Origin of the sequence: Niveispirillum sp. (genome assembly GCF_017996735.1) — a bacterium.
GTDB lineage: Bacteria > Pseudomonadota > Alphaproteobacteria > Azospirillales > Azospirillaceae > Niveispirillum.
The window spans coordinates 1-20,226 of sequence record NZ_JAGOGJ010000032.1 but is presented as its reverse complement, the minus strand read 5'-3'; the positions used below and the strand labels follow the sequence as shown (position 1 = coordinate 20,226).

Genomic DNA, 20,226 nt, shown 5'->3' with positions numbered 1-20,226 from the left:
AAGGATGACGCCAAGATGAGTTGCGTGCAACCACCCGCACCGCTGCAAGACGAGCTTCCGCCCGCCCATATCGTCGATCCCGCCGACGACGTGGCCATCGCGGTAAAGGCGCTGGAGGCCGGCACGCGGATCGATCTGGGCGGCCACAGCGTCACCCTGCTGTCCGACATTCCGCGCGGGCACAAATTCGCCCTGCATGCCATGAAGGCCGGTGATGCCGTGCGCAAATATGGCTGGCCGATCGGCGTTGCCACCGCTGGCATCGACGCTGGCGTCCATGTTCACAGCCATAATCTGGCCACCGGCCTGTCCGGCACGCTCAGCTACCGGTACGAGCCGGCGGGTACGGACACCGCCTGGACGGCGTTGCCCAGGGCCGAGCAGAGCTTCCTGGGCTATCGCCGGGCCGATGGGCGCGTCGGCACCCGCAACGAGATCTGGATTTTGTGCACCGTCGGCTGCGTCAGCCGTACGGCGGAACGTATCGCCACCCTGGCCAGCCAGCGTTTCGCGGGCCAGGTGGACGGGGTGGTGGCCTTCCCCCACCCGTTCGGCTGTTCACAATTGGGGGACGATCTGGCCCATACCAAGGCCGTCATCGCCGCCCTGGCACAGCATCCCAATGCCGGCGGCGTGCTGCTGCTGGGCCTGGGTTGCGAGTCGAACCAGTTGGACAAGCTGCTGCGCGATGCGCCCGGTATCGACCGCAGCCGCCTGCGGGCCTTTACGGCACAGACCAGCAGCGACGAAATCGAAGACGGCATCAACGCCGTCGCCGAACTGGTGGCGATCGCGGCGGGCGACAAACGGGAGCCCTGCCCCACGTCCGATCTGGTAATCGGCCTGAAATGCGGTGGATCGGACGGGTTCAGCGGCCTGACGGCCAACCCGCTGGTGGGCCGCATGGCGGACCGGGTGACGGCGGCCGGCGGCAGCGCCATCCTGACCGAAATCCCGGAGATTTTCGGGGCGGAGGAACTTCTGATGCGTCGGGCTGTTGACGAGACGGTATTCGACGGCGTCGTCAAGTTGGTCAACGGCTTCAAGCAGTATTTCCTGGATCACAACCAGCCTGTCTATGAGAACCCGTCCCCCGGCAATATCGCGGGCGGTATCACGACGCTGGAGGAAAAGTCGCTGGGCGCCGTGCAGAAGGGAGGCCGTGCCCCTCTGTGCGACGTCATCGCCTATGGCGCGATGCGGCGCGTGAAGGGCCTGACCCTGCTGGAGGCGCCCGGCAATGATGGTGTATCCTCCACGGCGCTGACGGCGGCCGGGGCGACGGTGATCCTGTTCACCACGGGGCGCGGCACGCCGCTGGGGTTCCCGGCGCCGACCCTGAAGATCGCGTCCAACAGCGTGCTGGCCCGGCAGAAGCCGAACTGGATCGATTTTGACGCGGGGCTTGCCCTGACCGATACCGGCCTGGACGGGGCCGCCGATGTCCTGTGGTTCCTGATCCTGGACACGGCATCGGGCAAGGAAACCCGCGCGGAAAAGAACGGCCAGCGCGAAATCGCCATCTGGAAGAACGGAGTGACCCTGTAATGCCGACCCTGTCGAATGCCAATCTGGACCTGCTCCACGGTGATGTCGCCCGCCCCGCCTATGACCGCGCGGCTGCCGGCATCGGCGTGGTCCATTTCGGCCCCGGCGCCTTCTTTCGGGCACATCAGGCGTTTTTCTTCGACGAGGCGCTGGCCCGGGGTGGCAACTGGGCCATCTGTGCGGCCGCCTTGCGCAGCACGGATGTGCGCGACGCCCTGCGGCCGCAGGATAATCTCTACATCCTGGCGGAGCTGGAGCGGGAAACCCGCTACCGCGTGATCGGGTCGATCAAGGAGACGCTGGCCGGCTCCGGCGACCGGGCGGCCCTGCTGGACCGTCTGGCCAACCCGGACACGGTCATCGTCACCATGACCGTCACGGAGAAGGGCTATTGCCTGAAGGGCGACGGGTCGCTGGATTTCGATCACCCCGACATCGCCCATGACGTGGCCGAGCCGCTGAACCCCGTCAGCCTGATCGGCCATCTGGTGGAAGGGCTGCGCCGCCGGTTCAAGGCGGGCACGGCCCCCTTCACGGTGATCTCCTGCGATAATCTGGTGGATAACGGCCACAAACTGGGCCGCGCCGTGGCGGCGCTGGCCGACAGGCATGACGCCGACCTGGCCGCCTGGATCCGGGAGAAGGTCGCCTTCCCGCGCACTATGGTGGACAGTATCACGCCGGCCACCGACGATGCCCTGCGCGCCCGCGTGACAGCCGAAACCGGCCTGTCCGACAATTGGCCGATCCAGCGCGAACGCTTCACCCAATGGGTGATCGAGGACAAGTTCTGCAATATCCGCCCGGATTTCGCCGCCATCGGTGTGACCTTGACCACGGATGTCAGCGCCTATGACCGGGCCAAGCTGCGCCTGCTGAACGGCCCGCATTCCACGCTGGCCTATCTGGGCTCTCTGGCCGGGTATGAAACGGTGGCCGAGGCGATGGGCGATGCCGATCTGGCCGGCTTTGCCCGCCGCCTGATGCTGGACGATATAAGCCCTACACTCAGCCTGGATGCCGGTATCGATTATCCGGCCTATATCGACGCCATCCTGGCCCGCTTCTCCAACCCCGGCATCCGGCATCTGTTGTCACAGATCGCCTGGGACGGATCGGCCAAGCTGCCCTTCCGCCTGTTCGGCACCATTGCCGAAAGGCTGGCGGCCGGCGCGTCCGTGGACCGCCTGGCCCTGCCCGTGGCCGCCTGGATGCGATTTGTACGGGCCAAGGCCGCCGACGGGACCAAGCTGACCGACCCGTTGGCCGAGTCCCTGCTGACCATCGGTCGCGCCTGCACCGATGATGCCCATCGCGACGTGTCCTGCTTCTTCGCCCTGGAACAGGTGTTCCCCGCGACACTGACGGGCAATGCGGCCTTCCGCGCTGCGCTGGAACGGGCCTATGCCCTGTTGGGCGGCGGGGTCCAGGCGGCGCTGCGGGGGATCTGACGCGGGCGGAAATGTCGCCGCCCTCACCCTCCCACCCGCAAGCGGGCGAGGGGCAGAATCAAGCAAAACGCCAAATTCAGCCCCTCGCCCACGAACGTGGGAGAGGGAGGGGCCCATTGGCGCCAGCCAATGGGAGGGTGAGGGCCCCCCACCGATAACCACCCCGAATGCAAAAAAGGCCGGCGGATCGCCCCACCGGCCTTTCCCTTCATATCAAACCCCATCCCGACATCAATCGTCGCGATGGGTGCGTTCCATGCGCTCATGCCGCTCCTGGGCTTCCAGGCTCATCGTAGCAATGGGGCGGGCTTCCAGGCGGCGAACACCGATCGGTTCCCCCGTCTCCTCGCAATAGCCATATTCGCCGTCATGGATTCGCTGAAGTGCGGCGTCGATCTTGGAGATCAGCTTGCGTTCCCGGTCACGGGTGCGCAGTTCAAGGGCGCGGTCCGTCTCCAGTGTGGCGCGGTCGGCAATGTCGGGTTCCTGCAGCCCGCCATCCTCATGCAGGCTGTTCAGTGTTTCGCTGCTTTCGCGCAACAGCTCGGCCCGCCATTGCAGCAGCTTTTGCCGGAAGAAGGCCCGCATCAGCGGGTTCATATATTCCTCGTCTTCCGACGGGCGGTAATCGGCGGGAAGCAGAGGCAACGTATTAGACGACATCTGGCTGGTCCGATCATGGGCCTCGAAACGGCGCGGAGTATAGGGAGACAAGGCCGCGCCCGCAACAGCCGAGCAGCATGTTCCGAAAATCTCTAATGCGCTGAAACGAAACAATTTCCCGGGAAAGCCGCCAGCCCTGCCATCCAACCGTATGCGGTTGTTTGTATAGGGATCAAGCCTGCGGCGTCAGCTTGGCGATCTCCACCTGCGCGCGGAGGTCGATCTCGTCCAGAACCTGCTGCAACTCCGGATCATCCAGATCGCCGATGCGGTTCTGCAGAACACGACTCAGCTCATGCAGCTTTTCCAGCGGAATGGTGCCCATCAGCAGGCCGAGACGGATCTCGTCCAGCCGGTCCAGAATATCCTCGCCCCGGGCCTGCGCCTTGCGCTTCTTGCCGGACAAGGCGTCGTCCACCTCCTGCAAGGCGAACAGCGGATTGATGCCCGACAGGTTCTGCGTCCCCGACGAGCGGGAGACGCCGTCATCCTCGTCCCCGCCCTGGATATGGCGTGCGAATTCACCGCCACCGCTGCGCGTGGCTTTCTTCACCTGGCCGGGACGGGCGGAGGAAGGACCCTCGATCTTCATGGCGCTGACGGTTGCTTTCGCTGGGGCGATCAGACGGCGGTTCCGACACCACATATATAGGACGGGTGCGCCGATTTAACTACAGGTATCACCCGTGGCCGCTCCCGTCCTAGGGCATTTTTTGCCCCCGGCGTCACCCTGACCCTTTGAACCACCCGGCAAACCTTGACCATCGGGCTGGAAAGGCGCGCAATCCCTTGGTTGGCATGGTTCTGGCAGATGACCTGCCGACGATAAGGGACAGAACGGTCCCGAACCGAAGGCAAGTGACAGAATCGGAAGCCCCGCCATGGCGACGCGCACGACCTCCACCAAGACCCGGATCGGCCAACTGGTCGCGGCCATCCTGACGGCCCTGACGCTGATGGCGCCCGACATGGCGCATGCGCAGAGCCGAATCAAGGATATCGCCGATGTCGAGGGGGTGCGCGACAATATGCTGATCGGCTATGGCCTGGTGGTCGGCCTGAACGGCACGGGCGATACGATCAACAACTCGCCCTTCACCGAACAGAGCCTGATCGGCATGCTGGAACGGCTGGGCGTTAATGTCCGGGGCGATACGATCCGCACCAAGAACGTGGCCGCCGTCATGGTCACGGCCACCCTGCCGCCCTTCACCTCCCAGGGGTCGCGCATCGATATCAGCGTCGCCGCCATGGCCGACGCCAAGAACCTTCAGGGCGGGACCCTGCTGGTGACGCCGCTGCTGGGTGCCGATGGCGAGGTCTATGCCGTGGCCCAGGGGGCCGTCGCCATTTCCGGCTTCAGCGCCCAGGGCGCCGGCGCCTCCATCACCCGCGGCGTGCCGACCAGCGGCCGTATTGCCGGCGGCGCCATCGTGGAGCGCGAGATCGACTTCGCCCTGTCCGACCTGCCCTATCTGCGCCTGTCACTGCGCAACCCGGATTTCACGACGGCCGTGCGCGTCGCCACCGCCATCAACCAGCTTGTCGGCCCGCAGACGGCCAAGGCCATCGATCCGACCAGCGTGATGATCAATGTGCCGCCGCAGCGCAAGACCGACCTTGTCGCCTTTCTGGGCGAGGTGGAGCAGTTGCGCGTGCAGCCCGATCAGGTGGCCCGTGTCGTCATCGACGAGGCGTCCGGCGTGATCGTGATGGGCGAGAATGTGCGCATCTCCACGGTCGCCATCGCCCAGGGCAACCTGACCATCAAGATCACCGAAACGCCGCAGGTGTCGCAGCCCGCACCCTTCAGCCAGGGTGGCCAGACGACGGTCGTGCCGCGCACCGATATCCAGGTCGATGAAGGGGCCGACAAGAAGCTGGCGGTCATGCCGGCCGGTGTCTCGCTTCAGGAACTGGTGAATAACCTGAATGCGCTGGGCGTGGGGCCACGTGATATGATCTCGATCCTCCAGTCCATCAAGGCGGCTGGCGCCCTTCAGGCCGAGATTGAGGTGATGTGATGTCCGACAGCATGAAGATTTCCACCCCCGGCTTCGATCCCCAGGCCCTGGCCCAGAGCGGCGGTGTCAACCGCGCCACCAGCCAGGGACCCAAACCCACGGCCAAGGATGTAGGCAAGGCGGCCCAGGAATTCGAAGCCGTCTTCCTGTCGCAGATGCTCTCCCAGATGTGGCAGGGCGTGGAATCCGACGAGACCTTCGGCGGCGGCGAGGCGGAGAACACCTGGCGCGGCATGATGGTCGAGGAATATGGCAAGCAGATCTCCAAGGCCGGCGGCCTGGGTCTGGCCGATCAGGTCAAGGCGGAGATGATCCGTATGCAGGAACAAGAACAAGGAACAAAGAAAGGACCGAAATGACGGTAAACACCCGCGCGGACGCGCTGATTGACGCGATGCGGCGGCTGACGGATCTCTTCCAACTGGAAAACGATGCCATCCGCAAACGCAACATCCCGGCCCTGACGGCCATCGCCGACAAGAAGCCCCTGCTGGTTCGCACCTATGAGGATTGCGTGCGGTCCGTGAAGGCGGATACCGAGACGCTCCAGTTGATGGATGACGAGGCGAAGGCGCGGCTGAAACAGGCGTCGGACGATTTCATCAACGCCACCCTGGAACATGCCCGCCTGGTGCGTGCCGCGACCCAGGTGACACAGTCGACCGTCAACACCCTGGTCGCCGCGATCAACAAGGCCCGGGCCGATGACGGCATGTATACGCGGCGCGGCGGCACGGTGATGCCGGCGGCCTATGCGCGCAAGGCCACACCCTCGATGGCCTATAACAAGTCGTTCTGACACCATTTCCGATGATTATTTTCCCATGATGACGACGGCCACCGGGTCCGCCGTGACGCAACCCCCTTGCCTGCCGGACAGGTGATGCTGCCACCCGGCAGCCCTTGCCCAGGAACCGGCAGCTTCTGCCGGTCGGCAGGCGGGGACAGTCCATAATCCCGGCAAATCCGCCGCTTTTGTGCTGGCACGATAGGTGCATGGTCCCAACCGACTAAGCGCAGGAACCCAACCATGGACGTCTCGACCCTCTTCGCCGCGCCCAATACCGCCGCTTCCACGGCGGCCCTCTCCTTCGGCGCGCTGGCCGGGAATGGCGGCAACGCCGTCGCCCCCGGCGATGGGCTGGAGGCGGTGGACAGCTTCAACCGGCTGCTGGACAATTTCCTCTCCCTGACGGCGGGGGGATTGGCGCCCGGCGCCATGGGCGAGGGGGAAGCGCCTGTCGCAACGGACGGCACCGTGATGGGGCTGACCGTACCGCAAGGCACGGCGGCGCTCGCTGGTTCCGGTTTGCTGAAAATGGCGGGCGCCCTCAACAGCGCCATGGGCAACGGCAATGGCCTGACCGCCAGGCCGATGGAAGGGCGATGGGCGCAGTCGGGATTGAACCTTCTGGCGGGTGGCGCCCTGGCGGGTCAGGAAATGGATCAGGAAGTGATCGCCTTCCTGAACGACCTGTCACGCGTCATCTCCGCTGATGGCGGGCTGGCCAGCCCCGCCGACGGGGATGAGAGGTCCGTGGATGGAAGTGGTGTCGAAGAAATCGACGTGACCGGAACCCTGGTTGTCGCGACCACGGAAGGGGATATCCCCACCCCGGCGGCGGCACCGGTGATCCCGTTGACCCAGTCGGGTCCGCCGTCCGGCCTGTTGGGCATGACCCTGACCACAGCGGGCACGGGTCTGACCTCCCTGCCGACGGGGCAGACACAGGGCGATGTCGCGACACCGGCGCCGCCCCCTGTCATCCCCCGGCTGACCACATCGGCAACGCCCCTTTCCGGCAGCGCCATGCCCGCACCTCGCATGCCGCAGACCGCAACGACATCCGAGGGTCTGGACACAATCAAGGCATCCGCGCCGGAAGCGATGTCGGCTCCCCCATCCATGCCGTCGGTTGCCGCCCCTGCGGCGCCGGCCGCAGCGATCGCCAGCGAAACCACTGACGGCGATGGCACGGCGCATGCCGCTCCCGCCGGGCCCGCTGGCACAGCGCCGGTCGATATGCCCGCTGACAGCGTCACCGGGACGGGAGCACGTACAGCCGCCGCTGCCGCCACCGCACCTGACCAGAAGGGCGCCATCGCCCTGCCCGCAGATCTGGTCGATGCTGCCGGTACCGACGATGGGCAGGGAATGCCCGCGGTGATCGCGGGAAATAAGACCACCCCGTCCCCGAGCCCGATCGCCGCGCAAACCCCGAGCCCGGCAGTGTCACCGACGCCGACAGCGACCTCCGCACCGGCCCCCGCCGTCGGAAGCGCTGCGGAACCCGGCCCGGTTGCCGGCCCCAAACCCATGGTGACGCAGCCCCGAACCGAAACCGCACCGACGGTGACGGATGCTACGCCCGCCCCCCTGGTGGTGAAGGCCGCGCCCGCCAAAACAGCCGCACCCGCACACCCGCCCGCCCAGACCACCGAAACGGTGAGCGTGGAGAGCGGCGACGACACGCCATCCCCGGACACCATCAGCCAAAGCGGATCGCAGACGCCCGCACCGCATCTGACCGGCTCTGCAACCCGCCCGTCCCCGGCAAAACCGGCCGTGTCCCACGCCGCCGGCCGCAACCCGCTTCCCACCCCATCAGCGGATGGACAGGTAACGCAGGAAGCGGAACCGTCACCCGCCGAAGACGCGGAAAAGACCAACCAGCGGATGCTGGCCCCCTCGCATGTCGGAAACGACGCCAGGACCGAACCACAGAGCGACATCGCGGGGCCGGCACAAAATGCCGGGCAGAATCCGACCGGCAACCGCCCCGATGCCACCCCGCCCGCCGTCAATGGCGAGCGGGAGGATAATCTGCTGTCCCGCGCCGTCACCGCCGCCGGAAAGAGTGCGGGGAACCCGGCCTCCGACGGTTCTACCGGCGAGGATGCCGGCACCGCCCCCACCACGGATATATCGGACAGCATGACGGGAGCAGGCACCGTCACGGATACGGTAAAGGCCCAGGGCAGCGATTTCGCCCAATCGCTGCGCCAGACCACGGCCCCGCATCGGCCCGGTGCCTATATGCCCCCCACGCACCAGATGGCGATGCATGTGCAGCGCGCGGTCCAGGAAGGCAATGAGCGGCTTTCCATCCGCCTCAACCCCCAGGAGCTGGGCCGCATCGATGTTCAGTTGGAGATCGGATCGGAAGGAAAGCTGCGCGCAAAGGTAATGGCGGAAAATCCGCAGACCCTGGAAATGCTGCAGAAGGATTCCAAGACGCTGGAGAAGGCTTTGCAGGATGCCGGCCTGCAAACGGACCAGCACAGCCTGTCCTTCTCCCTGCAGGATAGCGGCGACCAAGCGCGGGAACGCCAGGATCAGCGTGGCCAGCCGAACCATGGCACGCCCCTTGCTTCTAATGACGATGAGTATGAGGACCCGGCAATTCTCGCCCAGACCCAGATACTGGAACTGGGGCGGGTGGATGTCCGGGTCTGATGAACGACCCAGATTGGGAAGGATTGAGCCATGTCTATCTCCGGCCTTACCGGTTCGACGGGCACCAGCGGTACCAGCGGCAGTTCCGGCAGCCAGAAATCCGCCTTGGGTGATCTGTCGGACAATTACGAAACCTTCCTGACGCTGCTGACCTCGCAGCTTCAGAACCAGGATCCGTTGCAGCCCACCGACACGGCGGAATTCACCAAGCAGTTGGTGCAATATTCGCAGGTGGAACAGTCCATCAAGACGAACCAGAAGCTGGACGATGTTGTCAGCGCCATCAACAAGGGGCAGCCTAACCAGGCGCTCAGCTATCTCAGCAAGACGGTGGAGATCCAGTCGAACGGTATTGCACTGCAAGATGGAAAGGCCCATCTGACCGTATCTACCGACAAGCCCGCGGCTGAAGCATCATTCGAGATCACCGACGCCAAAACCGGCAAGGTGGTGCGCACCATGGCACTCAGCAAGTTTGCGGGCACCCAGGATGTGAACTGGGACGGGCTGGACAATAGCGGCAATCAGTTGGCGGATGGTACCTACAAGGGTGTGGCTAAAATAACCGGCACAGACGGCAAGGAAGTCAGTGCGCAGGTGATGAGTTTCGGCCGCGTCACCGGCGTCGATCTGACCGCCGGCGAACCTTACCTCATGCTGGGAAGCTTGCCGATCACCATGACCAACGTCCTGTCCATCAAGGATTGACCCCTCTGGTTGCAGCACCCTGACCCAAGGAATAGTCCTGACTTTCACGTTTTCTTAAGGGGCGGGCGTTATCGGTACATAGGTGTACCGGACTGGAGGCATTCCTCACCATGAAGCCACTCAATACCGCCGCGACTTCCCGCCTGCGGGCGGAACTGGAAGCTGATACACTCGGCGTCGCGACGGACGACGGGCGTTTGACACTTGACGATCTTCCGTCCCCCGACACCCGCCGCTGGGTGATGCGGCGCAAGGCGGAAGTCGTGGCCGGGGTCCGTGCCGGTCTGCTGACCGAGGATGAGGCCTGCCGGCGCTACGATCTTTCCGCAGAGGAATTCCGTTCCTGGCAGGATATGATCGACCGCCACGGGGTGCAGGCCCTTCGTGTCACCCGGCTGCAGGATTACCGCCGCCGCGAGGATTGAGCGGCGGCCAGAGGTCTAACGCAGATTGTCGGCGACGCTGTGCAACCCCTGGGCGCGCAGCATTTCCTGTCGTTGACGCAGACGGCGGCGCTCCACCGACTGGTGCGTGCGCTCCCCACCCAGAATGGTGCCATCCTCCCCCGTCAGGGAGGCGACAAGCTCGTCCAGCAGAGCACCCTCGCGTTCCGGGGACCGGTGGTCCAACGGCCGGTCGGTGTTGATTTCACGAAGCAGCCGCTCTGCCAGCGCTGCTTGCGCTTGGGGTAGCTGACCCTGCTGGATCAGGGTCGCGATGATTTTCATGGTCGGGTTGACCAGCTTTTCCGTCGCGGCCTTGCGGCACAGAACCACCTCTCCCATCTGCCTTAAGGCAGCGCCCAGGTTCGGCTGCGGGGCGAACAGTTCCTGCACCACTTCGGCAAAGATCATCGTGTCGGCCAGGATGCCATCCACCTGCCGGATCAACCCGTTCTCCACATTGTCCTGGGCCAGGCGTGCCAATGCATCGACCTTGGCCAGCAACGACCGGCATTCAAACAGCCAGACGCTGATCAGGGCGCACAGCACATAATCATGGTGCTCGAACCCGACCTTTTCCATGATGCGGCTGGATAGCGCACTCAGATCCTGGCCCTTGAACTCCGGGTAATTGCCCCGTTCCGCCGCGAAGGCCCGCGCCTTCTGCTGCGCCTGGGTGACCAGGGTATCCAGCAGTTGCATACGTTCCTTCACCGGCACGCCCAGGGCCGCCGCCTGCGCCGACCCTACCCGGTGCAGCGCCGCATTCACCAGCCCCTGCGCGTCCTGCAATTTGCGGATATGACTGAAACTGTGCAGCAATTCGGTCGTGCAGATGTTGCTGCGCTGCATATAGTCGCGCATCACCTGCCCGATGGTGCGGCGGCCATCGGCCGTGAACAGATCGTCCACGACCTTGCACACCGCCAGTTCCCCCACGGGGGTGGCGACCACGATGGGCTTTTCCTTGGGCGGGGTGGCCGTCGCCTCGTAGACCACCATTTCCGATGCGGCGGTGTTCGACAGGAACCGGTGCCTTACCACCTTGACCTGACAGGTCTTGGCCATGCGCAACTGAAGCTGCGCCTCGTTGATGGCCTCATCCTCATGGTCGCAGAGGGAATGAAGCTGCCAACGGTCGTCCTTCTTGATGAAGACCTCGAAGGTCTTCTTCTTGTTCCAGAAGCTGACCCCGAAGATCATGCGCTGCGCCCCCTATCCAATTAGTCTTAGTCTAATGGACAGGGGCCGTTTGGCAACAACGCAGTTGCGGCACCGATCAATCGAACGGATTCGTGCTGCCCTTGCGCAACAGCAGACGGATGGGCACGCCCGGCAGGTCCAGATGCTCCCGCATGCCATTGACCAGATAGCGGGAATAATGTTCGGGCAGGTCCACCGGCTTGCTGACGAACAGGGCGAAGGTCGGCGGCCGGCTTTTCACCTGGGTCATGTACCGGATCTTCAGGCGGCGGCCATCCACCAGCGGCGGCGGATGGCTGTCCGTCATATCCGCCAGCCAGCGGTTCAACTGCGACGTCGGAATGCGGCGGTTCCAAACACCATAGGTGGTGACCACGGCATCCAGCAGGTCGGTCAGCTTCTGCCCCTTCAGGGCCGAAATGGCCACGGTCGGGATACCCTTCACCTGCGGCAGAGAGGTCTGCAACCGGTCCGCCATGCGGCGCAGGGCGGCGTTCTTGTCCTCCACTGCATCCCACTTGTTCAACGCAATGACCAGGGCGCGGCCTTCCTCGATCACCAGGCGCGCGATGGTCAGGTCCTGCTTGTCCAGGATGCCGTCGGCGTCCAGCAACAGCACCACGACATGCGCCATGCGGATGACGCGCAGCGTGTCCTGGTTGGCCATCTTTTCCAGCTTGGCCTCCACCCGTGCCCGCTTGCGCAGGCCGGCGGTATCAACCAGACGGATGGGACGGCCCTTCCATTCCCACTCCACGGCGATGGCGTCGCGGGTCATGCCGGCCTCCGGGCCGGTCAGCACACGCTCCTCCTGCACCAGGGCATTCAACAGGGTGGATTTACCGACATTCGGGCGGCCCACGATGGCCAGTTGCAGGGCCTTGGGCTCGTCCTCCTCGGCGGGTTCACCCTCGCGGACCTGCGCCTCGGCGGCATCGGCATCAAAGGCCTCTTCGTCCTCTTCCGGCTCGTCCTTCGGCATGAAGGGTTCCAGAGCATGAACCAGATCGGCCATGCCCTCGCCATGCTCAGCCGACAGGGGGACCGGCTCACCCAGCCCCAGTTCGAACGCCTCGATCAGGCCGGGACGGCTGGCGGCCCCCTCGCACTTGTTGGCGATCAGGATGGTGGGCTTGCCGGCCTTGCGCAGCCAGGCACCAAAATGCTTGTCCATGGCCGTGACGCCGGCGCGCGCATCGATCAGGAACAGGGCCACATCGGCCCGTTCCACGGCGCGCTCCGTCTGGCGGCGCATGCGCGCCTCCAGGCTGTCATCGAACACGTCTTCCAGACCGGCCGTGTCGACCACGGTGAATTCCAAGCCACCGACGCGCCCATCGGCGGCGCGCCAGTCGCGCGTCACGCCGGGCTGGTCGTCAACCAGGGCGATCTTCTTGCCGACCAGCCGGTTGAACAGGGTGGACTTGCCGACATTCGGCCGCCCGATGATGGCGACCGTCAGCCGGTGCGTGGCCTTTATCACTGAAAACTCCGTTTACCGATAGGCGACAAGGTCGCCATCTTCCGTCAAAAGATACAGGGTTTCGCCGGCCACAACAGGGGCCTGCAGGGTGGCGGCCGGCAGTTCGGTCTTCTTGATGACCTTGCCGTCCGTGATGGACAGTTCCAAAAGTTCGCCCTGGTTGTTGGTCAACAGCAGGCGACCGCCGGCCACGATGGGACCGGTCCACAGGACAGGATCTTCCTTGTCCTCCGGGTCTTCCCACTGCTGCAACTGGCTGATCCAGCGGACACGGCCATCCTTGCGGGTCAGCGCCACGACCTGACTGTCGTTGGTCGTGACGAACACCCAGTCACCGATCACGGCCGGCGTGGTGATGCCGCCGATATCCTGTTCCCAGACACGCTGGCCCGAGCGGATATCCACGGCGGCCATGCGGCCGGAATGGCTGATCGCATAGGCGATGCCGTCGGCGATGACCGGCAGGCCGCGAATATCGGCAAGACCGGTCAGGTTCTCGCCCCGGCGCACCGCCGCCAGGCTGTCCTGCCAGGACTGACGCCCATTCTCGACGCGCAGCGCGAACAGTTCACCCGACGAATAGGGCACGATGGCCGTATCGCCTTCCACGGCGGGCGCGGAACCGCCCAGTAGGGCCGCCGGCTCCAGGAAGCCGGTATGATACCATTGCAGGGCGCCATTTTCCGCCGACAGGGTGATCATCTGGTTATCGACGGTGGAAACGAAGACGCGGCCGTCCAGAACGGTGGGCGCGGAGCGAATCGGGCCGGCGATGCGGCGGCGCCAGATGACATCGCCGCTGTCATAATCCAGGGCCACGGCCTCGCCGAAACCATTCGTGGTGTAGACGCGGTTGTCGTGTACGGCCACGCCGCCGCCGAACGCCTCGCCATCCTGCTTTTCGCGCAGGACGTTGCGCTTCCAGATGCGCTTGCCATTCCGGGCATCGAAGGCGTGCAGGTCATAATCTGTGTCCAGGACGAACAGGCGACCGCCGGCCACCACGGGGCCGGCCAGCAGCCGCGCGCTGCTGCTGGAGCCGGAGATGGAGGCGCTCCAAGCCTTGGACAGAGAGTTGCCCAGGGCAACATGCCCCGGATTATGGGCCGGGTTGCCGCCGGCTTGCGCCCAATCGGCATTGGCCACAGCAGCCGGCAGCGTCACCTCGGCCGCTGTCACCTGCGGATCGACCTCAAGCTGCTGCTGCAACTGAAGCACCGAGATGCGGTTGCCACCCAGCTTGGGTTCGTCATCGTCGCTGGAGAACCAGTCGGTGATGCCGCAGCCCGACAGCAGAAGACAGGCCAGCAACGGCGCCGCGACGCGGGCAGCCATGCGGTAGCGGGTCCGGGTCGGCGCGATGCCGGGGCGGGTGAGCGCAGCGGCGGAACGGGTGGTATCGGCCATCTTATCCTTGATCCCGGACTTATTTCGTCGCCGCATAAAGCGCGGCAAGCTCGGTGGCGCGGGCGCGCAGCGCCTGCGGGGCGGTGCTGTCTTCCGACAGTTCCTTGAACAGGGCGGCGGCACCGGCGGTATCGCCCGCACGCACGGCCAGCAGTGCCGATGCCTCCGTCGCGGATGCCTTCCAGGCGTTGCCGGCCTTCAGCAGCGGCGACAAGCGGGTACGCAGCGCGGCCGCATCACCCGTGTCGAGTTGCAGTTGCACGGACATCAGCGTGGCCAGATCGCGCATCATCGGATCGGCTTCCGCCGCGCCCGCCACCTGATCATACAGGGCGACGGCCTGATCGCGCTGGCCATCGCGGGCGCGCAGACCGGCTTCATACAGCCGCGCGATATCGGCATGCCCGCCGCCCAGCTTGGCACTGGCGGCGGCCAGCGCGTCGGCGGCGGCCTTCGTATCGGGCCGGGCATTCTCATCGGCGGGACGCAGCGTGGACAGCGCCTGGGAAAGAACGGCCGTCCGTTCCTCCATGCGGGTGGTGCGCCAATGTTTCCAGCCGACATTGCCGGCGGTGGCCGCCACCACCAGGATAGCGGCCCCGATGACCAGACCGCCATGCCGCTTCCAGAACCTCATGATCTGGTCGCGGCGCAGATCCTCGTCAACTTCGCGAAAGATATCGGACATGCATCACCCTCGGCCGATTGCCGAACCGAATAAATAAAGGGCGGCGATAGCAGACCCCCCGGTCCGGGTCAAGGCAGTGCCCCCCGCGACCTCCCTTTGCACGCCCGGAATGGGCAGAACAAGCGGTGGTCGCGCCGGATACAATACGCTGCTTTCTGGCAATTGCGGGGCAAAAAGCAAAGGGGCGGCGCAACGCCGCCCCCCGATCATCGGAAAACCATCTTAAATCGGGCGATCAGACCCCTGTCGGCACCGGCTGCGCCTGGGCCGGCAGATCCAGCCAGTCGGCCGCCACCATGGCCTGCGTGCGGTTGCGCACACCCAGCGCCTTGAAAATGGCCGTGATATGGATCTTCACGGTCCCCACCGTCAGATCCAGCGTTTCGGCGATTTCCTGGTTGTTGCGGCCGGCCCGGATCATGGACAGGATTTCACGCTGGCGCGGGGTCAACTGCTTGCCGGCATCTTCCCGGAAGAACCCGGCGGGCACAGGCCCGGCCACGGTCATCAGCGGTTCCCCGCCCGGCCGCATGGCGACCACGGGCGGAACAAACACACCCCCATCGCGGACAACCTCCAACGCCGTGGGCAATTCCTCTCCCACGTCGCCACGCCGGATATAGGCCCTGGCGCCCTCGCCCAGAGCGGCACGCATCCGGTCCGGGTCGTTGCCCCCCACCGCGATCAGCGGGATATGGGGACACTGCTGAACGAATTCCTTGATGGCCCCGCGAACCGCCATGGTGGTGGAGACCATGCCGACCAGTTCCTCGCTGGGGTGGCGCGCTGCCATGCGCGCCAAATCCGCCAGATCGGCAACCTCGTCCACCGGCTCGCTCAGGCTGGCACGGCGCATGACCTGCCGGACGCGGGTGACGAAAGCGGATTCATGATCGATCAGTATCAGACGCATTTTTCACGGCCTCTACGCTCTAACCGCAACCTGCCATGGATGCTGGGCGACGGAATTTCCCTACTATACATGAGCTTTCGACCTCCTACAATTTTATGCAGCAACCGCTGTGAAAATTGCAGGACGTCCGGAAATGTCCGTTGACCGGGCAACCGCGCGAAATCCACCTGAACCAATCCACTCCACCACTTATATGGTGTGTTGGATCAAGGCCACAGGGAGGACCCACAAGGCTGCCGTTCAAGCACTCAAGTCGAGCCTTACGCCCGCACCGCGTGCATTAATATTTTCCTATCCGCTCTTAGGAAACTATTAACGAAGCACCCGTTCAGCCATGTACGATATTCAATCTATATCAAAATTCTAAAAATGTAATACCCATGTATCGCACTATCCCTGTGGATAGCGCGGTAGCAGCCCTGCAAGATCGAGAAACGGCGGCCCGCAGAAAACAACATACTTTTATATGCAGTCACCGCGAGATTGTAAGCATCATATGCAAAGAGGCCGGTGCCGCTCCGGCATCCGGAGCCGCACCGGCCTGTCCCAAAGGCGCCGATCAGGCAGAAGCGACGCCAGCCGTCTCCGGCCCATCGCTATTGGCGGCCTGCGCCCCATCGGCCTGACCGATTCCGTTATTCATGGCCCAAATGGCGGCCTGGGTACGGTTGACGGCGTTGATCTTGCGCAACAGGCTTTTCAGATGGACCTTCACCGTCGCTTCGGTGATGCCCAGCCCGCTGGCGATGATCTTGTTGCTGTCGCCATCGATCAGGCAGCGCAGGATCTGTGTCTCGCGCTGCGAAAGCCCCTTGCGCAGGGCCGTGATCTCCGTCGCCGCATGCGGCTGGACCTGGCCGGACACCAGAAGTTCCGCCAGATGGGTGGGGAACACCTTCTCTCCCATCATCACAAGACGCAGCGACTGTGCCAGCGCGTCGGCGGACATGTCCTTCATCAGATAGCCCGCGACACCCGCCTCAAGCGCCTGGGTCAGCCGCCGCGCATCCAGCCCCCCCGTCAGGATCACCAGCGGGGCCGTCGGCCGTTGCTGGCGCAACGCCGCGATCTTCGACAGGGCGCCTGCCTCCTCGCCGGGATCGACAAGAACCAGATCAGCCTCCACCGAGGGGTTGGTCATGGCCTCTTCCACGCTGGCATATTCCGCCGCCACCCGGAACGGCACGTCCAGCAGAAGGCGGCTCAACCCTTCCCGGAACAGCTTGTTCGCGTCGATCAGAATCACTGTCTGCGTGCTCATGGCGTTCACTCCATACCTGGCCAATCGGAGAACCGATCCCGCTTTGGGGTCGATGGCTGGGGATCGGTAAGCCCCGGCTTTTCAATCCATATAGAGAATAGCCCTCTCCATTGGCGTCCAACACCCCTCTAACGCCGTATTTTTTGAATACTTTCGGTATAGGCCAATGATTTGGCCTCAAAATCGTCAGAATTCGGCTGTGACATCGCCACATACGCTTTAAGCAATAGCCACATTGACCGCAAACCGGCGCGCTGGCCAATTGGCATTTGGTCAGGATGTTCCGGTCGAGATTAGCTCGAATATGCATTTAATTTTGGATAATGCATTCCGGCCGAAAGAGCACCCGGAATTGCGCACAGCGGCCACAGCTATGCAACAAGCGCAAGTGTCGCCAAATGATTTCGCATGGTCATGCTGCAACGCAGCATGCGCCAAAGCCGCCCCATTCTGTGGATGAATGGCAATTCATATTCATTTGGAAGGGTTTATGGCAAAGCGGGGGAAGCTGGCCGGGCGCCTTGGAAGTGGCGAAGAGCCATCCTCACTGTCTACCGGTGGCAATATAAACGGCAACAGCCCCGCGGAGGGGCTGTCTTTGCGCTTGCCATCAGCTCTCATTGGAGCCATATTTTGCATCGCAGCACGTTGTGCTGCTTGCCCTTATCGGGCGTTTCCTCCCTAAACTCAGGCCGCTCATCGTAGCGGCCTTTCTTTTTGGCCGCACGACACGCTGGGAACGTACCGCTTGAAACAAGTGGAACGTACCGGCCCGGGTGACGACTATTTCTTTCAAATCGCCGGCCGGGTCAAGCCATTTTCTTCCCAAGGCTTAAAAAAGTCTTAAGCGCAGGCAATCGGACCGATATCGTTGGCCGATAGATCGGCCTGTTACCGATATCAGCCGGCCAACCCCTCCAGAATCGGACATTGCGGACGATCATCGCCCTGGCAGCGGTCGGCAAGGTCGGTCAGGCTGGCGCGCATGACCTGCAGCTCGGCGATCTTGCGGTCCAGCGTGGCGATATGGTCCAGCGCCAGCTTCTTCACCTCACAGGAAGAGCGGCCCCGGTCAGCCCAGAGACGCAGCAGCGCGTCGATATCCTCCAGCGCAAAGCCCAGGTCGCGGGCATGGCGGATGAAGCGCAGGGCATGGATGTCCCCGTCGCCATAGACGCGATAACCCGATTCGGTGCGCAGGGCCGGCTTGATCAGGCCGATGCTTTCATAATGCCGGATCATCTTGGCCGACACGCCCGTGGCTGCCGCCGCCTCACCGATATTCATCATCCCCTCCCCGCCTGGCTCGCCTCGAGCATGGCGTAAAAAAAACCCCGTCGCCATGGGGCGCCGGGGTTGTTCAGGTGGGAACTTCTGGGAGGGAAACAACAGAAGATGTTGCTGAAAGCGGTTATAGGCCCGGAGGGGTTATGGAATAGTTAAAGGCGTTTAGCGCTAACGCATCTCTGCACTGCGGCAACGCGGGGGCGGACCTTCCCCCCTTGATCGCTTCCCCCACCCTTCCCGATGCGCTATCACGCACGCCCCCGGTGAATTGATCCAAGGCCCTGCCCCATGCTGTCCATCGCCCACAAGATCGCAGCCGAACTGTCCGTCCGCCCCGCCCAGGTGGAGGCAGCCGTCGGCCTGCTGGATGAGGGCTCCACGGTCCCCTTCATCGCGCGTTACCGTAAGGAGGTGACGGGCGGCCTGGACGATACGCAACTGCGCAACCTGGAAGAACGGCTGCGTTACCTGCGGGAGTTGGAGGAGCGTCGCGCCACCATCGTGGCCAGCATCAATGAACAGGGCAAGATGACGCCCGAGTTGGCCAAGCAGATCAATGAGGCCGACACCAAGACGCGGCTGGAGGATCTCTACCTTCCCTACCGCCCCAAGCGCCGCACCAAGGCCATGATTGCGCGCGAGGCGGGGCTGGAGCCCTTGGCCGACCGTCTGTTGTCCACCCCCACCTGCTCGCCGGAGACGGAAGCCGCCGGCTTTGTAAATGCCGACAAGGGTGTGGCCGACGTGAAGGCCGCCCTGGAAGGGGCGCGCGCCATCCTGGTGGAACGCATGGGCGAGGATGCGACGCTGGTCGGCCGCCTGCGCGATTTCGCCCAGAATCAGGGCCGCGTCGTGTCGGCGCTGGTCGATGGCAAGGCCGAGGAAGGGGCCAAGTTCAGCGACTATTTCGATTTCAGCGAGCCGCTGACCAAGATGCCCTCGCATCGTGCGCTGGCCCTGTTCCGGGGCCGCGCCGCCGGCGTGCTGGATCTGAAGCTGGCCGTGGGGGATGAGCCGCCGCCGGGCAGCCCGCATCCGGCCGAGGGGTTGATCGCCGCCGCCTTCCAGATTCAGGACCGGGGCCGGCCGGCCGACCGCTGGCTGGCCGAATGCTGCCGCTGGGCCTGGAAGACCAAGATTTCGCTGCATATCGAACTGGACCTGATGAATGTCCTGCGCGAGAAGGCGGAGGATGAGGCCATCCATGTTTTCGGCCGCAATCTGAAGGATCTGCTGCTGGCCCCGCCCGCCGGCCAGCGTTCCACCCTGGGCCTGGACCCCGGCATCCGCACCGGCGTGAAGGTGGCCGTGGTCGATGCGACCGGCAAGCTGCTGGATACCGGCGTCGTCTACCCGCACGAACCGCGCAAGGACTGGCAGGGGTCGCTGGCCAGTCTGGCTGCCCTGGTCAAGCGCCATGATGTCGACCTGATCGCTATCGGCAATGGCACCGCCAGCCGGGAAACGGACAAGCTGGCCGCCGACCTGATCGGCCTGCTGCCCGACCACCGCATCACCAAGGTGATGGTGTCGGAGGCAGGCGCCTCGGTTTACTCCGCGTCGGAAGTGGCGGCCCTGGAATTCCCCAAGCTGGACGTGTCCCTGCGGGGCGCCGTCTCCATCGCGCGGCGCCTGCAGGACCCGCTGGCCGAGCTGGTGAAGATCGATCCGAAATCCATCGGCGTTGGGC

At 64.3% G+C, this 20,226-nt stretch carries 18 protein-coding genes; 9 read left to right on the top strand and 9 right to left on the bottom strand.

The window, feature by feature from the left end; all coding sequences use genetic code 11:
- The first annotated feature begins 15 nt into the window (after nt 1–15).
- Both KBA48_RS12460 and KBA48_RS12455 read left to right on the top strand, forming a co-directional pair.
- On the top strand, nt 16–1,548 hold the full coding sequence (locus tag KBA48_RS12460) for a UxaA family hydrolase (RefSeq protein WP_292906740.1): 1,533 nt from the start codon (nt 16–18) through the stop codon (nt 1,546–1,548).
- On the top strand, nt 1,548–2,999 hold the full coding sequence (locus tag KBA48_RS12455; RefSeq protein ID WP_292906738.1) for a mannitol dehydrogenase family protein: 1,452 nt from the start codon (nt 1,548–1,550) through the stop codon (nt 2,997–2,999). The genes KBA48_RS12460 and KBA48_RS12455 overlap by 1 nt, the downstream gene beginning before the upstream one ends.
- A gap of 231 nt (nt 3,000–3,230) precedes the next feature.
- Here KBA48_RS12455 and dksA read toward each other — a convergent pair whose 3' ends face one another.
- Nucleotides 3,231–3,662: an RNA polymerase-binding protein DksA gene (dksA, locus tag KBA48_RS12450; protein WP_292906736.1), complete on the bottom strand. Its 432-nt coding sequence runs from the start codon at nt 3,660–3,662 to the stop codon at nt 3,231–3,233.
- Between the two features lie 172 nt (nt 3,663–3,834).
- Entirely contained in the window at nt 3,835–4,254 is a 420-nt protein-coding gene (locus KBA48_RS12445; protein WP_292906734.1) for a flagellar assembly protein FliX, read from the bottom strand.
- Nucleotides 4,255–4,543: 289 nt separating this feature from the next.
- On the opposite strand from KBA48_RS12445, the gene KBA48_RS12440 reads away from it, so the two are divergent.
- From KBA48_RS12440 to KBA48_RS12415, 6 genes are all read left to right on the top strand, one after another.
- Complete coding sequence (locus KBA48_RS12440) at nt 4,544–5,686, top strand: flagellar basal body P-ring protein FlgI (RefSeq protein WP_292906732.1); 1,143 nt, start codon at nt 4,544–4,546, stop codon at nt 5,684–5,686.
- Entirely contained in the window at nt 5,686–6,045 is a 360-nt protein-coding gene (locus tag KBA48_RS12435; RefSeq protein WP_292906730.1) for a rod-binding protein, read from the top strand. Before KBA48_RS12440 ends, KBA48_RS12435 begins: the two co-directional genes overlap by 1 nt.
- Nucleotides 6,042–6,485, top strand: a complete 444-nt coding sequence (locus tag KBA48_RS12430; RefSeq protein ID WP_292906728.1) for a hypothetical protein — start codon at nt 6,042–6,044, stop codon at nt 6,483–6,485. Before KBA48_RS12435 ends, KBA48_RS12430 begins: the two co-directional genes overlap by 4 nt.
- Nucleotides 6,486–6,716: 231 nt before the next feature.
- Nucleotides 6,717–9,143 carry a flagellar hook-length control protein FliK gene (locus KBA48_RS12425; protein ID WP_292906726.1) on the top strand — a complete coding sequence of 809 codons (2,427 nt, stop codon included), beginning with the start codon at nt 6,717–6,719 and terminating at the stop codon, nt 9,141–9,143.
- 30 nt (nt 9,144–9,173) lie between these two features.
- Nucleotides 9,174–9,851 (top strand): flagellar hook capping FlgD N-terminal domain-containing protein, encoded by a 678-nt coding sequence (locus tag KBA48_RS12420; RefSeq protein WP_292906724.1) that lies wholly within the window; start codon nt 9,174–9,176, stop codon nt 9,849–9,851.
- 110 nt (nt 9,852–9,961) lie between these two features.
- Nucleotides 9,962–10,276, top strand: a complete 315-nt coding sequence (locus KBA48_RS12415; RefSeq protein WP_292906722.1) for a DUF1153 domain-containing protein — start codon at nt 9,962–9,964, stop codon at nt 10,274–10,276.
- 15 nt (nt 10,277–10,291) lie between these two features.
- On the opposite strand, the gene KBA48_RS12410 is transcribed toward KBA48_RS12415, so the two are convergent.
- From KBA48_RS12410 to cueR, 7 genes are all read right to left on the bottom strand, one after another.
- A complete protein-coding gene (locus KBA48_RS12410; RefSeq protein WP_292906720.1) occupies nt 10,292–11,497 on the bottom strand; it encodes a hypothetical protein in 1,206 nt (401 codons plus the stop codon).
- 76 nt (nt 11,498–11,573) lie between these two features.
- A complete protein-coding gene (gene der, locus KBA48_RS12405) occupies nt 11,574–12,980 on the bottom strand; it encodes a ribosome biogenesis GTPase Der (protein WP_292906718.1) in 1,407 nt (468 codons plus the stop codon).
- Between the two features lie 12 nt (nt 12,981–12,992).
- Nucleotides 12,993–14,387, bottom strand: coding sequence for a PQQ-binding-like beta-propeller repeat protein (locus KBA48_RS12400; protein WP_292906716.1), 1,395 nt, complete (start codon nt 14,385–14,387; stop codon nt 12,993–12,995).
- 19 nt (nt 14,388–14,406) lie between these two features.
- Nucleotides 14,407–15,075 (bottom strand): tetratricopeptide repeat protein, encoded by a 669-nt coding sequence (locus tag KBA48_RS12395; protein ID WP_292906714.1) that lies wholly within the window; start codon nt 15,073–15,075, stop codon nt 14,407–14,409.
- Between the two features lie 235 nt (nt 15,076–15,310).
- Entirely contained in the window at nt 15,311–15,988 is a 678-nt protein-coding gene (locus KBA48_RS12390; RefSeq protein ID WP_292906712.1) for a response regulator transcription factor, read from the bottom strand.
- 559 nt (nt 15,989–16,547) lie between these two features.
- Nucleotides 16,548–17,249: a response regulator transcription factor gene (locus KBA48_RS12385; RefSeq protein ID WP_292906710.1), complete on the bottom strand. Its 702-nt coding sequence runs from the start codon at nt 17,247–17,249 to the stop codon at nt 16,548–16,550.
- 900 nt (nt 17,250–18,149) lie between these two features.
- Complete coding sequence (cueR, locus tag KBA48_RS12380; protein ID WP_292906821.1) at nt 18,150–18,536, bottom strand: Cu(I)-responsive transcriptional regulator; 387 nt, start codon at nt 18,534–18,536, stop codon at nt 18,150–18,152.
- A 288-nt stretch (nt 18,537–18,824) separates the two neighbouring features.
- Between cueR and KBA48_RS12375 the strand changes: the two genes are divergently transcribed.
- The coding region (locus tag KBA48_RS12375; protein WP_292906708.1) for a Tex-like N-terminal domain-containing protein at nt 18,825–20,226 on the top strand (1,402 nt) is incomplete at its 3' end.

What these genes read in the sequence shown, in the direction of transcription:
- KBA48_RS12460 (WP_292906740.1), top strand. Translation starts at nt 16, where the DNA reads ATGAGTTGCGTGCAACCACCCGCACCGCTGCAAGACGAGCTTCCGCCC.
- KBA48_RS12455 (WP_292906738.1), top strand. Translation starts at nt 1,548, where the DNA reads ATGCCGACCCTGTCGAATGCCAATCTGGACCTGCTCCACGGTGATGTC.
- dksA (WP_292906736.1), bottom strand. Translation starts at nt 3,662, where the DNA reads ATGTCGTCTAATACGTTGCCTCTGCTTCCCGCCGATTACCGCCCGTCG.
- KBA48_RS12445 (WP_292906734.1), bottom strand. Translation starts at nt 4,254, where the DNA reads ATGAAGATCGAGGGTCCTTCCTCCGCCCGTCCCGGCCAGGTGAAGAAA.
- KBA48_RS12440 (WP_292906732.1), top strand. Translation starts at nt 4,544, where the DNA reads ATGGCGACGCGCACGACCTCCACCAAGACCCGGATCGGCCAACTGGTC.
- KBA48_RS12435 (WP_292906730.1), top strand. Translation starts at nt 5,686, where the DNA reads ATGTCCGACAGCATGAAGATTTCCACCCCCGGCTTCGATCCCCAGGCC.
- KBA48_RS12430 (WP_292906728.1), top strand. Translation starts at nt 6,042, where the DNA reads ATGACGGTAAACACCCGCGCGGACGCGCTGATTGACGCGATGCGGCGG.
- KBA48_RS12425 (WP_292906726.1), top strand. Translation starts at nt 6,717, where the DNA reads ATGGACGTCTCGACCCTCTTCGCCGCGCCCAATACCGCCGCTTCCACG.
- KBA48_RS12420 (WP_292906724.1), top strand. Translation starts at nt 9,174, where the DNA reads ATGTCTATCTCCGGCCTTACCGGTTCGACGGGCACCAGCGGTACCAGC.
- KBA48_RS12415 (WP_292906722.1), top strand. Translation starts at nt 9,962, where the DNA reads ATGAAGCCACTCAATACCGCCGCGACTTCCCGCCTGCGGGCGGAACTG.
- KBA48_RS12410 (WP_292906720.1), bottom strand. Translation starts at nt 11,497, where the DNA reads ATGATCTTCGGGGTCAGCTTCTGGAACAAGAAGAAGACCTTCGAGGTC.
- KBA48_RS12400 (WP_292906716.1), bottom strand. Translation starts at nt 14,387, where the DNA reads ATGGCCGATACCACCCGTTCCGCCGCTGCGCTCACCCGCCCCGGCATC.
- KBA48_RS12395 (WP_292906714.1), bottom strand. Translation starts at nt 15,075, where the DNA reads ATGTCCGATATCTTTCGCGAAGTTGACGAGGATCTGCGCCGCGACCAG.
- KBA48_RS12390 (WP_292906712.1), bottom strand. Translation starts at nt 15,988, where the DNA reads ATGCGTCTGATACTGATCGATCATGAATCCGCTTTCGTCACCCGCGTC.
- KBA48_RS12385 (WP_292906710.1), bottom strand. Translation starts at nt 17,249, where the DNA reads ATGAGCACGCAGACAGTGATTCTGATCGACGCGAACAAGCTGTTCCGG.
- cueR (WP_292906821.1), bottom strand. Translation starts at nt 18,536, where the DNA reads ATGAATATCGGTGAGGCGGCGGCAGCCACGGGCGTGTCGGCCAAGATG.